This is a genomic window from Cupriavidus sp. MEYA8, assembly GCF_059278825.1.
Window position 1 is genome coordinate 142,862 of the sequence record NZ_CM181222.1, and the last position, 13,332, is coordinate 156,193.

Here is a 13,332-nt window from a genome sequence, read left to right on the forward strand (position 1 = left end):
GCCGGCCTCGCTACGTCAATACTATGACAGACAGACCTGTCTAGCAATCGTGCGCGCCGGTCACGCCGCAAGCCTGGCCGCCGCGTCGCGCAGCGCCGTGCGCAAGCCTTCTTCCACCACCGGGTGGTAGAACGGCATGCCCAGCATCTGCTCGATGGTCAGGCCCTGCTGGTACGACCACGCCAGCAAGTGCGCAATGTTTTCCGCACGCGGGCCGATCCATTCCGCGCCCAGGAAACGACCGCTCGCCTTGTCCGCGTAGACATGCATCAGCCCGCGGTTCTTCAGCATTACCCGGCTGCGGCCCTGGTCTTCAAAGCTGACTTCGCCGGTGACGAAGCTGCCCTCGGCCAGGTCGGCATAGCGCTGGCCGACCATCGCAATCTGCGGGTCGGAGAACACCACTGCCAGCGGCGCCCGGCGCGACAGCCGCCTTACCTGCGGATAGCTGGCGGCGTTCTCGCCGGCGGCCTTGCCCTCGTCCGCAGCTTCGTGCAGCAGCGGCAGGATGTTGTTGGCGTCGCCGGCGATAAACACCGGCGCATTGCCGCACTGGAGCGTTTCGGGATCGAACACCGGCACGCCGCGCTGGTCCAGCGCCAGACCGGTGTTTTCCAGGCCCAGGCCGCGCACGTTCGGCTCGCGGCCGGTGGCCGCCAGCGCGTAGTCGAAGCGCTCGGTCGCGCTGCGGCCTTCGCGGTCGGCATAGGTCACCACCACCTGGTCGCCATCGCGGCCCATTTCGCTGACCCTGGCCTCCGGGTCGAGGTAGAACTCATCGTTGAAGGCCTTGGCGGCATAGGCGCGAATCGCCGGATCGGTCAGCGGCCCGAGCGAACCGCTGACGCCAAGCACGCGCACCCGCACGCCGAGGCGCGACAGCGCCTGCCCAAGCTCCAGCCCGATCACGCCCGGCCCGAACACCACCACGCTGCCCGGCAGGTCTTCCCATGCGAACACATCGTCATTGACGATGAGGCGGTCGCCAAAGGCCTTGAACGGTGCCGGCAGCGCAGGCCTGGAGCCGGTGGCAATGACCACGCGGCTGGCGCGCACGGTCGTGTGGCCGTCCACTTCCAGCGTGGTGTTGTCGATAAAGCGGGCGTAGCCGCGGATCCGGTCGGCTTCCGGGATATTCTCCACGCCGCGCACGACAAAGCCGACAAAGCGGTCGCGTTCGCCGCGCACGCGCGCCATGACCTCGCGGCCGTCGATGCGGACCTGGCCATCCACGTGCACGCCGAACGGCGCGGTGTGGCGCAGTTCGTGCGCGGCCTCGGCGGCGGCGATGAGCAGCTTCGAAGGCATGCAGCCAACGCGGGCGCAGGTGGTGCCATACGGGCCGCCTTCGATGATCACGGCGCGCTTGCCGGCGGCAATCGCGGCGCGGTAGGCGGCAAGGCCGGCGGTGCCCGCGCCGATCACGGCGACGTCGGTCTGGATGGTAGTCATGGCGTACGGTTCCTTGGTTGTCATGGCGTGATTCAGGGGTCAATCAACGGGCTGGATGGCACCGCCCCGCCCTTTGCCGGCGAACGCGGGCAAGACGGTGCCATCGGGTCCGGCGACTGCCGGTCCGCGCAAGCGGAAAGGAAGGGATCTGAGCGGCTTAGTTGGCCACTTGGTTGGCCACTTGGTTGGCCACTTAGTTAGCCACTTAGCTGGCCAGGTACCGCTGCAGCGCCTCGGCGCCGCCGACCAGCTTGCCGTTGATGAAGACCTGCGGCGCGGTCATCTCGCCCGACACGGCGCCCAGCACCTTGCCGCGCACCTTGTTGTCCAGCGGCACGTCGATGTAGTCGAAGCCGTTGTCGTCCAGCAGCTGCCTGGCCTTGGCGCAGAACGAGCAGCCCACCTTCGAGAACACCACCACCTGGTCAGGCTTGCGCGCACCCGGCGCGATGTGGTTCAGCATGGTGTCGGCGTCGGAAACCTTGAACGGGTCGCCCGGCTCTTCCGGCTCGATGAACATCTTTTCGACCACGCCGTCGCGCACCAGCATCGAATAGCGCCAGCTGCGCTTGCCGAAACCCAGGTCGGCCTTGTCCACCAGCATGCCCATGCCCTCGGTGAATTCGCCGTTGCCGTCGGGAATCATGGTGATGTTGCCGGACTCCTGGTCCTTGGCCCATTCGTTCATCACGAAGGTGTCGTTGACCGATACGCACAGGATGTCGTCGACGCCGTGCTTGGCGAACACCGGCGCCAGCTCGTTGTAGCGCGGCAGGTGGGTGGACGAACACGTGGGCGTGAAGGCGCCCGGCAGCGAGAACACGACCACGGTCTTGCCGCTGAACAGCTCGCCGGTGGTGATGGTCTTCCACTCGTTGTCGTCACGGACGCGGAAAGAAACATTGGGAACGCGTTGGCCTTCACGGGATTGCAGCATCGGAATCACTCCTTGGTCTGGGTTCATTCGGTTGTTCGGCTGCGTGTTGCAGCGAAGGCCTCATTCTGTCGACATGGATGTGATTTGTACAATTCATCATTTCAAATGAACTGATTGTCTTTGGCTATTGATACAGCATTGGAATCGGTTATTGCGGCCCGGGGCACACCGCGCGCGCGCATTCGACGCCATATTTCTTCAGCAAACCCCGGCGAGTGCCCTATCATGCGGCATCCAACCTGACACCCTGCTTCGCAATGACCTCAACTTGCCGCCCGCACCACCGGCCGACGCCACGCCGGTGGGCTGCCCTGCTTGCGCTATCGCTGCTGATCGCGCACCCGGGGCAGGCGCAAACCCTGAAGAAGCCGGCGCTGGACGCGCTGGTGAGCAGCACCCGCGCCGCCACGCCGCCCGACCTGCAGGCCTTCATGGCATCCGCCGCCAAGGCCGAGCCGGCGGTCGCCCCGGCCGTCGCCGCCTGGCAGGCCAGGGCGCCGCTGGCTGGCGACAACCTGGTCAATATCGGCCGCCTGCTGGGCGTCTACAACCGCGTCCATAACGAGACGGCGGTGATCGACACCATCGGCAAGATGGTGGCGCTGCGCACCGTGCGCGATGAAAAGATCGCCCAGCACGACAACCCCGCCATCGTGGAGTTCGGCAAGCTGGTGGAAGGCATGGCGCGCGACTTCGGGCTGGCCTACCGCAACGTGGACAACCGCGTGTTCGAAGTCACGCTGCCTGGCGGCGGCAAGGACACCTTCGGCATCCTGACGCACGCCGACGTGATTCCCGCCGTGGCCGAGGAATGGGTGCTGGACGACGGCACCCGCCTAGATCCGTTCCGGCTCACGCGCGTGGGCGACAAGCTCTACGGGCGCGGCACCATCGACGACAAGGGCTCGATCGCAGCCGTGCTGTATGCGATGAAGACCGTCAAGGAAAGCGGCGTGCCGCTGGAACGCACCATCCGCCTGATGATCGAGACCACCGAGGAGACCGGCGGCGACGGCATGAAGTACTACCGCCAGCACACCACGCTGCCGGAGTACAACATCGTGCTCGACAGCAAGTACCCCGCCGTGGTCGCGGAGAAAGGCGCCGGCACCCTGACGGTCTCGTTCGGCATCAAGTCGGCCGACGGCAAGGCCGAGCGCGGCAAGGCAGACAGCAAGGGCCCCGCCATCGTGGCCATGCGCGGCGCCGCCTCGGCCAATGCCATTCCCGAGACCGCCACCGCGCGCATTGCCGGCGGCGATGCCGCCGCGGTGGCCGCAGCGCTCGAACAGGCGAAGGCGGACTTCGTGCGCCGCAACGCGCCGCGCGGCAAGTTCTCGATCGATGTGAAGCGCGAGGGCGATGAAGTCGAAGTCAAGGTCACCGGCGCCTCCGCGCACGGCTCGCGTCCGGAAGAAGGCGTCAACCCGCTGCCGCGGCTGGCGCTGTTCCTGCAGGCCAGCGGCGTGCGCTTTGCCGACAACCACTACCTGAACGCGGTGCGCTACCTGAACGACCTGTACGGGCTTGACTACCTCGGCAACAAGATGGAGCTGGCATATCGCGACGCCTTCATGGGGCCACTGACGATGTCGCCCACGCTGGTGCGCGAGCGCGGCGAGTATGTCGACGTGGTCACCAACGTGCGCATGCCGCGCGGACGCACGCCTGATGAACTGGGCGCCCGCATCACCAAGCGCATCTTCGGCTGGGCCGCGACGCACGGGCCGGTGGAGATCAAGTACGACCAGGGCAACTGGATGGCGCGCGACCCCAAGGGCGCCTGGCTGTCGACGCTGCTCAATATCTTCGGCGACACGACCGGACTGGAAGCGAAGCCGGTCGCGACCGCGGGCAGCACCACCGCCAAGCTGATGCCCAATGCGATCAACTTTGGGCCGGCGATGCCGGGCAAGAAGTACACCGCGCACAATGCGCGCGAGTACAAGGAAGTGCCCGACCTGAACCTCGACATGCAGATGTTCACGGAAATGCTGGTGCGGATCGGCAACCTGGACAAGATGCAGTAGCGCTGGGCTGACCCGCAAGCCGCTTGTTTGCTCTCCTCTCCCACAGGGAGAGGGAAGCAAACAACAGCAGTTGGGAAGCAAACAACAGCAGTTCTTCGCTTACAGGCCCAGTTCGCTCAACCCAGGATGCCCGTCCGGGCGCCGCCCCAGCGGCCAGTGGAACTTGCGATCCGCCTCCCGGATCGGCGCATCGTTGATGCAGGCGAACCGGCGCCGCATCAGTCCCGCCTCATCGAATTCCCAGTTCTCGTTGCCATACGACCGGTACCAGTTGCCGGAATCGTCGTGCCATTCATAGGCAAAACGCACCGCGATGCGGTTGCCGTCGTGCGCCCATAGCTCCTTGATCAAGCGGTAGTCCAGTTCCTTCTGCCACTTGCGCTGCAGGAAGGCGACGATATCCGCGCGGCCCTTAACAAACTCGGCACGGTTGCGCCAGGCACTGTCGACGGTATAGGCGAGCGCCACGCGCTCGGGGTCGCGGCTGTTCCAGCCATCTTCGGCGGCGCGGACCTTGGCGACGGCGGAATCGTGGGTGAAAGGAGGCAGTGGCGGGCGGATTTCGGGTTGGGCGGACATCGGCGTTCTCCTGCAAAGCAAAAGGTGGACGGGTTGGCGGCCTGGATCGGCGCTCGAAACGAGTTGCAATGATACAGACCTGTCTCATTATTTGTAGACAGATCTGTCTTGTCAAGGCGATTTCTCGTGCAGAATTCAAAAGCAAGACCCCGAGTGCCACCGCCGGCTACCCGGCCTAAAGTGGGCACCATGCAAGCCAACACCGGAGAACGGCAGTGACGACCAAGCAGGCACAGCACCCGCAGCCACGCGCGATGGCGGTAGGCGGGCCACGCCGCCCCGTGCCGGCCCCGCAGGAAATCGGGCGCCAGCCGCCAGTGCGAGCGCCCATCGGCGCGCGCGTCGATGGCATCGACTGGGCCACGCTGGAACGCGAGCTCGACGCGTACGGCTGCGCCGCCATCCGGGGCCTGCTCGCCGAAGCGGAATGCCGGGCGCTCGCCGCGCGCTACCAGCAGGACGGGCTGTACCGCTCGCGCATCGTGATGGCGCGGCACGGCTTCGGCCAGGGCGAGTACAAGTACTTCGCCTATCCCTTGCCCGACATCGTCGGCGCCTTGCGCATGGCGCTGTACCCGCGCCTGGTGCCCGTCGCCAACCGCTGGAACGCCGCGATGGGCGTCGACACGCGCTTTCCCGCCGTGCACGCGGACTACCTGGCGCGTTGCCACCAGGCCGGCCAGTCGCGTCCCACGCCGCTGCTGCTGCGTTACGGCCCGGGGGACTACAACTGCCTGCACCAGGACCTGTACGGCGAACATGTGTTTCCGTTGCAGGTGGCGGTGCTGCTGTCCGAGCCCGGACGCGATTTCACCGGCGGCGAGTTCGTGATGACCGAGCAGCGCCCGCGCATGCAGTCGCGCGCCGAAGTGGTGTCGCTGCGCCAGGGCGATGCAGTGGTGTTCGCCGTCAGCCAGCGGCCCGTGCAAGGCAGCCGCGGCAGCTACCGGGTCAACCTGCGGCATGGCGTCAGCCGGCTGCATGCGGGCCAGCGCTACACGCTCGGCATCATCTTTCACGACGCCAGCTGAGGATCGACATGCCTGCATCCATGCCAGGGCCGCGCCACAACGCCGGCAGCACCGACAACAAATCCGCCATCGAGAACGACCCGCGCTGGGCGCGCGTGCTGGCGCACGATCCCGCCGCCGACGGCAGCTTTGTCTACGCGGTCAAGACCACCGGCGTCTATTGCCTGCCCAGCAGCCCGTCGCGGCTGCCGCATCCGGCCAATGTCGAGTTCTTCGACAACGCCTCGGCGGCCGAAGCCGCAGGCTACCGGCCAAGCCGCCGCGCCGCGCCGCCCGCGCTGGCCGCACAGCACGCCGCCATGGTGGCCGACGCATGCCGCCGCATCGAAGCGGCCGATACCTTGCCCGCGCTGCCCGAACTGGCGCGCGCCGCCGGCGTCAGCCCCTACCATTTCCACCGGCTCTTCAAGGCCGCGACCGGCCTGACCCCGCGCGCCTACGCGGCCGCGCACCGCGCCAGCAAGCTGCGCACGCAACTGGGCAGCAGCGAATCGGTGACGGAGGCCATCTACGACGCCGGCTTCGGCTCCAACAGCCGCTTCTACGAGACCGCGGACGCGGTACTCGGCATGACGCCGTCGCGCTACCGCGCTGGCGGCGCCGGCACGGATATCCGCTTCGCCATCGGCCAGTCCGCGCTGGGAGCGATCCTGGTCGCGCAGAGCAAGCGCGGCGTCTGCGCGATCCTGCTGGGCGACGATCCGCAGGCGCTGCTGCAGGATCTGCAGGACCAGTTTCCGCGCGCCAACCTGATCGGCGGCGACGCGCGGTTCGAGCAACTGGTGGCGCAGGTGGTGGGCTTTGTCGAGGCGCCAGCGACCGGCCTGGCGCTGCCGCTGGACGTGCGCGGCACCGCCTTCCAGCAGCGCGTCTGGCAAGCGCTGCAAGAAATCCCGCCGGGCAGCACCGCCAGCTATGCCGAGATCGCGGCCCGCATCGGCGCGCCGCGGGCGGTACGCGCGGTGGCGCAGGCCTGCGCGGCCAACCACCTGGCGGTGGCGATTCCTTGCCATCGCGTCGTGCGCAGCGACGGCGGCCTGTCAGGCTACCGCTGGGGCGTTGCGCGCAAGCGCGATTTGCTTGCGCGCGAAGCAAAAGGCTGAAGCTTGCGCTATCGGGCCGCCGCCAGCTGGACCTTGGCCAGGTAGTCGTGGATCTGCGCCACCACCGCGGCGCCCTCGCCCACCGCGGCCGCGACGCGCTTGGTCGAGCCCGAGCGCACATCGCCGATGGCGAAGACACCCGGCACGCTGGTCTGCAGCGGATAGGGCACCGCCGCCGCGCAGCCAAGTTCGCCGCCTCCGGTGCGCACAAAGCCCTTGTCGTCGACCTCGACATGGCAGGTGCGCAGCCAGCTCGCGTTAGGGTCCGCGCCGATGAACAGGAACAGGTGGCGCACGTCCATTTCCACCGGCGTGGGGCTTTCGCCCGGCGCGTCGTAGCGCACCCGAGACAACCAGCCATTGCCCATCAGCGCGGTGATATGCGCATGGGTATGCAGCGTGACATTGGGCAGCGAACCGATGCGGTCGATCAGGTAGCGCGACATGGTCGCTGCGAGCCCGGGGCCGCGCACCAGCATATGCACGTGCGCGGCATTCGACGCCAGGTAGACCGCGGCCTGCCCGGCCGAGTTGCCGCCGCCGACCAGCATCGCGGGTTCGTTGCGGCACAGCTTGGCCTCCACCGGCGAGGCCCAGTAGTAAACACCGCGCCCTTCGAAACGCTCCAGTGACTCGATGCCGGGCCGGCGGTATTGCGCGCCGGTGGCGATCACCACCGTATGGGTCGGGATCATGCGTCCGTCGACCAGCTCCAGCCGGATCGGGTCGGTGCCGCAATGCAGGGCCTTCACTTCCAGCGGGATGGCGATATGCGCGCCGAACTTCAGCGCCTGCACGAAGGCGCGTCCGGCCAGCGCCTGCCCGGAGATGCCGGTGGGAAAGCCCAGATAGTTCTCGATGCGCGCGCTGGCGCCAGCCTGGCCGCCAGGCGAGCGGCAGTCGATCACCGCGACCGACAGCCCTTCGGATGCCGCATACACCGCTGTGGCCAGGCCAGCCGGCCCCGCGCCCACCACGACCACGTCATAGACATGGTGCGGGTCGAACTCCGGCAACAACCCCAGGCATGACGCCAGCTGGCCCTCGTCCGGCGCGCGCAGCACGCGGCCGTCGGGGCAGATCACCAGCGGGAAGTCGCTCGCGGGCGCGTGGGCGTACTCGAGCAGCAGCGAGCAGTCGCCGTCCACGTCCATGTCGATCACGGTATGCGGGTAGCCGTTGCGCCGCAGGAACGCCTGCAGCGCCAGCAGCAGCGGCTCGGTGCCGTGGCCGACCAGGACCGGTCCGCTGCCGAACTCGATCAGGCCGACGCGGCGCAGGATCAGCGCGCGCATGATGCGCTCGCCCAGCTCGGCCTCGGCCACCAGCAGCGCGCGCAGGCGCTCGGGCGTGATTGCGTAGCCGTCGGTGTCGCTCAAGGCGACGCCGTCGACCAGGGCCGGCCGGCCGCTGAGCGTGCCGACCTCGGCCAGGAAGTGGCCAGGTCCCTGTTCAGTGATCGTGTGCTCGCGTCCCAGCCCGTCGCGGCGCACGATGCGCACGCAGCCGCTGGTGACGAGGTACATGCCACGCCCGGTCTGGCCGATCGAGAACAGCTTCTCGCCGGCGCGCCAGCGCTGCGGCGTGCCGAAGCGCTTCACCCGTGCCATGTCTTCGGCGCCAAGCTGCGGGAACATCTGGTGCCAGCGCGACTCCAGAGTGGAGTACGGCGCTTCCAGGCCGGCGCCGTCGGACGTTGCGCCCGCTCCGCCAGCCTCGCCATCGGTGGCACCCGTTGCCATCGCTTCCGCCTGTGAAATCGCCATGTTGGCCCCCCAGTAGTCGGTACGCGCGCAGCCGGTGGCAGCGCGGCCTATCGATATTAGACGGCACGCCGCAGAATGCGAGGGACGAACCAGGCGCAAACCGCGGCGCGGCAGCGCCGGCATGGCATAGTTGCGCCTGGCGCTGCCTTGCGCTTGAATGGGAGCGCGCCGCCAGGCCGGCAGGCGCCGCCCGAGTCCAACCCAGAGTCTTGATGCAACCCGATTCCGTCTCCGACGCCAGCCAGCCTGGCGAACGCCCCGCCCGCCCCGCGCCGCGGCCCCTGTCAGCCGTGGAAGGCCGCGTGCTCGGCGTGCTGGTGGAAAAACAGCACACCGTCCCCGACACCTATCCGCTGTCGCTCAATGCCCTCGCCTCCGGCTGCAACCAGAAGACCGCCCGCGCGCCCGTCATGAACGTGAGCGAGCCCGAGATCCTCGACGCCATCGACGGGCTCAAGCACCTGAGCCTGGTCTTCGAGGGCAGCAGCAGCCGCGTGCCGCGCTTCGAACACAATATGCAGCGCGCGCTGGCCGTGCCGAGCCAGTCAGTCGCGCTGCTTGCAATGCTATTGCTGCGCGGGCCGCAGACCGCGGCGGAATTGCGCCTGAACACGGCGCGCCTGCACGCGTTTGCCGATATTTCGGCGGTGGAGGGGTTCCTGGATGAACTGGCCGAGCGCGAGCCGCCCTTCGTGGTCCGGCTGGCGCGTGCGCCCGGCGCGCGCGAGCACCGCTGGATGCACCTGCTGGGCGGCGATGCGGGGCTGGAAGCCGCGCAGGAGGCGGCTTACGGCGGCGGCCAAGGTAGTGCCGACGCGGGCGCCGGGACTACCGGCGAACTTGCCCAACTGCGCGCGGAACACCAGGCGCTCTCGGAGAAGGTCGCGCGCTTGCAGGCCCTCGTCGACCATATGGCCGGCCAGCTCGGGATTGCTCCCGACGAATTCCTGGAATAGCGCAACCAGAACTTTCCGCGTCCCGGCATGCTCTGCCGGGGCCCCGGGTACTGCCAGCGAGGATCCTCCTGAGGCCAGCCGTGCCTGAAGTTGTGGAAAATTTGCGCCTGGCGGTTAATTGCATTATTCAGGCACAGAACGCCGACGTGACGGACCGGCGCTTCGGGGACACCATCATGCCGAGCCGGTCCGGTGTCGGTTATGCTTTTGCCAGGGTCGCGACACGCGAGCCGACATGCAAGGGGAGACAGCGCGGACGCACCGCGCCATCACGACAGCCATGGACAAGACAGCCTTCGTATTTGCCGGCGGCGGCAGCCTCGGCGCAATCCAGGTCGGCATGCTGCGCGAGCTGGTGGCATGGGGCGTGACGCCCGACATCGTCATTGGCGCCTCGGCAGGCGCGATCAACGGGGCCTATTTCGCCTGCAACCCAGGCGTTGCCGGCGCCGGCCAGCTGGACCAGCTGTGGCGCGGCATCCGCCGCGCCGACATCATGCCGTGGGGCTGGCGCAGCGTGCTCGGCATGGTCGGGCGCAGCCGCGGACACCTGGTCGAGTCGGCGGGCCTGCGTGCGCTGCTGGCGCGGCATTTCGGGCCGCGCCGGCTGGAAGCGGCCGAGCTGCCCCTCCACGTGGTCGCGACCGACATGAACAGCGGCGATGAGGTGCTGCTCTCGCGCGGCAACATCGTGGATGCGGTGCTGGCCAGTGCCGCCATTCCCGGCGTGTTCCCGCCGGTGCAGTTCGAAGGCCGCACGCTGATCGACGGCGGCGTGGCCAACAATACCCCCGTATCCACCGCGGTCGCCCTCGGCGCCACCCGAGTGATCGTGCTGCCCGCGGGCTTCACCTGCGCCGAGCGCCGGGCGCCGCGCGGCGCGCTGGAACATGCCTTCAATGCGCTGTCGCTGCTGGTGGCGCGCCAACTGGTGAACGACCTGCAGCACTTTGCCGACCGGGCGCATATCAGCGTGGTGCCCCCGCTGTGCCCGCTCGATATCTCGCCCTACGACTACACGCGCTGCGGCGAACTGATCGACCGCGCCGCCGCCACCACCGCCCGGTGGCTGCAGGCCAAGGGCCTGGAGAGCCGACATGTCCCGGGCGCGCTGCACGTGCATTCGCACGACGACGCGTCGCCCAGCTGCAGCACCGATATCCCGGCGGCCGCTCCGCACTGACGGCGCCCCCTGGGGGCAGGCTCCGGCACGTTGCTACAATGGCCGGCATGCCGTCCCAGACCGAGCGCAGCGCGAGTACCCGCCAGGGGCCCTGATCGAAGCCGCCGCAGCCTTGCTGATCGAGCAAGGCTATGCGAGGGCTTCAGGGCAGCCGCGCCAGCAACCGGTCGCGCCAAGTGGGTGGCAGCGCCAGCCGTCCTTGCGTTCCCGCGGCCGGGGACGCGTAAACCAGCGCCTGGCCATCCCAGCTCACGTGGACCGGACCGACGCTGGTGATGGTGCGGTGCGCCAGCAAGTGCTCGCGCCCGTCCCTACGCCCATCGCCCCGCCCTCCGCCATACACGCGCAACAGCAACCGGTCATGGCGCAGGTAACAATATTCCGCGGCGTAGCGCACAGCCGCATCCACCGCCGGCAGGTGCCGGCAGTTGTGGGCACCGGCGCGCTCCCATGCGCCGTGCCCATAGACAATCGCCGTCCAGATGGCGCCGAGCGCGGCCAGCCGGCCAATGGCAACGCGGGCCAGGCGCTGCGCCCGTTCGCGGCGTCCCTCGCGTGTGGCCAGCACCTGCAAGATGGCGCGGCCGGAAAAGAACGACAGCAGCAGCAGGGCCACCGCAGCCAGGTGGAAATAGAAGGCCGATTCCGGCAATGCCGCCAACGCATGGTTCATGACCCGTCCCCGGAAAATGCCGGCGACCAGCCAGGGAAAATCTGGCTGGAATTGCCGCGCCAAAATCCTTCCATACCCACCCGGAATGAATCGGCGGCATTCATTACCGGATATCCAGAATAACCAGCCACCGTCAATCCAGCATAATCAAGCGGCGCGCCTGCGCCAATCCGGTAAATCACCGTGCCTGATAATCACATCAACTGGCCTGGCCTTATGTCCTGGCCGCCAGAGCCGCCAGCAACTCAACCAGGCGCGCGCAGGTCGGTTCGAAAACCGCGCGGAGTGCCATCACCGTGCCGGCATCGCCACCGCGGGCGGCGTCTTCCATGCGTTGCGCCAGCCCGCGCAGCGAGTCGCAACCGACATAGTGCGCAGACGATTTCATCCGATGTGCGATGCTGCCGCACGTTTCCAGTTCGGTGCCGGCGGCGCGCAATTGTGCCAGGTCGTCCTGCGCCGACGTCACCAGCGCCTGCAGCAATTCGGCTGCGAACCCCTTGTCGCCGAGGGTCTGCGCGGCAATCGCAGCCGGGATCGCAGCCGCCTCGTGCGCAGGGAGCGCAATGTAATGGCGCTCGGCCAGCATGGCAAGAATCGCCGCTTCGGTTGTAGGCACCGGCAATCGGGCCACGAAGGCACCATGGTCCGCCGGTTTCCCGGGCGGTACCGCGACCGCGCACAGCGCGCCGGCGGCATGCCAGCCTTCCAGCAGCGTGGGCGGCACGGGCGCGCCCGGCCCCGCGATGACCAGCCCGGCCTTGCCGGCCGATGCCTGCGCAAGTGCCGAACCCGGCGCGGCGAGGTGCGGTGCAAACCCCAGCCGCTGCAGCAGCGACGCCACGCTGGCGGCCCACTGTCCGTCGTGCAGGGCGGCAATCAGCAGCGCGCAGTTCATGGCAACTCCCTGGGCAATGCGAATGAAACCAAGCCCGCCATGCTAGCCGATCGCAATATGGTGGCGCCGCGCAAAATCGATGACATCCACGATCGAGCGCGCCCCCAGCTTTTCCATGATCCGCGTCTTGTGGGTGCTGACAGTCTTATTGGAAATAAACAGGACTTCCCCAATCTCCTTGTTGCTCATCCCTTTCGCCAGCATTTGCATGATAATCAGCTCCTTGTCCGACAGGCTGGCCAGGCGCAATGCCTCATCGCCGAACTCGGATTTTCCGCCCTCGAGTTCGGGCATTACCGTGTAGCCCGCCAGCACCGATTCGGCGCAGCGCACGATTTCCGAAATCTCCTGGGTCTTGCTCACGAAGCCATGCGCGCCCGCCTGGCGCGCGCGCGGGGCAAAGGTATTCTGGTCCTGCCCCGAGATCACCAGGATGCGCACGCCCGGATGCACGGCCTTGAGGCGGGGAATCACGTCAAGGCCGTTGATCTTCGGTATGTCCAGGTCGAGGATCACCACGTCGGGCGCACACTGCCGCACGATTTCCACGGCGGCCTGGCCATTGTCTGCTTCCAGTACATGCGTGACGCCCAGCACCTGGGACAAGTGGGTCTTGAGGACGACTCGCACGGGCGGATGATCGTCGACGATCAGGATAGTGGCCACTGCATTTACTCCATTGCAAACTTTTCTGTGCCTTCGCGAAGGGCGCGAAGAAGTCAGG

Annotated in this window: 12 protein-coding genes; 5 read left to right on the forward strand and 7 right to left on the reverse strand. The window is 67.7% G+C overall.

Going from position 1 to position 13,332, the window contains the following annotated elements:
* Positions 1 to 60: 60 nt before the first annotated feature.
* Entirely contained in the window at positions 61 to 1,452 is a 1,392-nt protein-coding gene (locus AC5WJ1_RS17760) for a dihydrolipoyl dehydrogenase (protein ID WP_135703869.1), read from the reverse strand.
* Between the two features lie 205 nt (positions 1,453 to 1,657).
* Positions 1,658 to 2,389: a glutathione peroxidase gene (locus AC5WJ1_RS17765; RefSeq protein ID WP_494476827.1), complete on the reverse strand. Its 732-nt coding sequence runs from the start codon at positions 2,387 to 2,389 to the stop codon at positions 1,658 to 1,660.
* Between the two features lie 257 nt (positions 2,390 to 2,646).
* Between AC5WJ1_RS17765 and AC5WJ1_RS17770 the strand changes: the two genes are divergently transcribed.
* Positions 2,647 to 4,419 (forward strand): dipeptidase, encoded by a 1,773-nt coding sequence (locus AC5WJ1_RS17770; RefSeq protein ID WP_494476828.1) that lies wholly within the window; start codon positions 2,647 to 2,649, stop codon positions 4,417 to 4,419.
* A 99-nt stretch (positions 4,420 to 4,518) separates the two neighbouring features.
* Here the strand turns inward: AC5WJ1_RS17770 and AC5WJ1_RS17775 are convergent, their stop codons facing one another.
* Positions 4,519 to 4,998 carry a nuclear transport factor 2 family protein gene (locus AC5WJ1_RS17775; protein WP_133093316.1) on the reverse strand — a complete coding sequence of 160 codons (480 nt, stop codon included), beginning with the start codon at positions 4,996 to 4,998 and terminating at the stop codon, positions 4,519 to 4,521.
* 254 nt (positions 4,999 to 5,252) lie between these two features.
* On the opposite strand from AC5WJ1_RS17775, the gene AC5WJ1_RS17780 reads away from it, so the two are divergent.
* Both AC5WJ1_RS17780 and ada read left to right on the forward strand, forming a co-directional pair.
* Positions 5,253 to 6,029 carry a 2OG-Fe(II) oxygenase gene (locus tag AC5WJ1_RS17780; RefSeq protein WP_135704036.1) on the forward strand — a complete coding sequence of 259 codons (777 nt, stop codon included), beginning with the start codon at positions 5,253 to 5,255 and terminating at the stop codon, positions 6,027 to 6,029.
* A gap of 8 nt (positions 6,030 to 6,037) precedes the next feature.
* Positions 6,038 to 7,132 carry a bifunctional DNA-binding transcriptional regulator/O6-methylguanine-DNA methyltransferase Ada gene (gene ada / locus AC5WJ1_RS17785; protein ID WP_494476829.1) on the forward strand — a complete coding sequence of 365 codons (1,095 nt, stop codon included), beginning with the start codon at positions 6,038 to 6,040 and terminating at the stop codon, positions 7,130 to 7,132.
* An 8-nt stretch (positions 7,133 to 7,140) separates the two neighbouring features.
* Here the strand turns inward: ada and AC5WJ1_RS17790 are convergent, their stop codons facing one another.
* Positions 7,141 to 8,898 carry an FAD-dependent oxidoreductase gene (locus AC5WJ1_RS17790; RefSeq protein ID WP_195427455.1) on the reverse strand — a complete coding sequence of 586 codons (1,758 nt, stop codon included), beginning with the start codon at positions 8,896 to 8,898 and terminating at the stop codon, positions 7,141 to 7,143.
* Positions 8,899 to 9,110: 212 nt separating this feature from the next.
* Here AC5WJ1_RS17790 and AC5WJ1_RS17795 point away from each other — a divergent pair, with 212 nt between their 5' ends.
* Both AC5WJ1_RS17795 and AC5WJ1_RS17800 read left to right on the forward strand, forming a co-directional pair.
* Entirely contained in the window at positions 9,111 to 9,854 is a 744-nt protein-coding gene (locus AC5WJ1_RS17795) for a YceH family protein (protein ID WP_135703865.1), read from the forward strand.
* A 280-nt stretch (positions 9,855 to 10,134) separates the two neighbouring features.
* Positions 10,135 to 11,037 carry a patatin-like phospholipase family protein gene (locus AC5WJ1_RS17800; RefSeq protein WP_135703864.1) on the forward strand — a complete coding sequence of 301 codons (903 nt, stop codon included), beginning with the start codon at positions 10,135 to 10,137 and terminating at the stop codon, positions 11,035 to 11,037.
* A 142-nt stretch (positions 11,038 to 11,179) separates the two neighbouring features.
* Here AC5WJ1_RS17800 and AC5WJ1_RS17805 read toward each other — a convergent pair whose 3' ends face one another.
* The 3 genes from AC5WJ1_RS17805 to AC5WJ1_RS17815 form a co-directional block, all read right to left on the reverse strand.
* A complete protein-coding gene (locus tag AC5WJ1_RS17805; RefSeq protein ID WP_494476830.1) occupies positions 11,180 to 11,710 on the reverse strand; it encodes a hypothetical protein in 531 nt (176 codons plus the stop codon).
* Between the two features lie 214 nt (positions 11,711 to 11,924).
* Positions 11,925 to 12,608, reverse strand: a complete 684-nt coding sequence (locus AC5WJ1_RS17810) for an Hpt domain-containing protein (protein ID WP_135703862.1) — start codon at positions 12,606 to 12,608, stop codon at positions 11,925 to 11,927.
* Between the two features lie 42 nt (positions 12,609 to 12,650).
* Positions 12,651 to 13,274, reverse strand: coding sequence for a response regulator transcription factor (locus tag AC5WJ1_RS17815; RefSeq protein WP_133093342.1), 624 nt, complete (start codon positions 13,272 to 13,274; stop codon positions 12,651 to 12,653).
* Between the last annotated feature and the right edge of the window lie 58 nt (positions 13,275 to 13,332).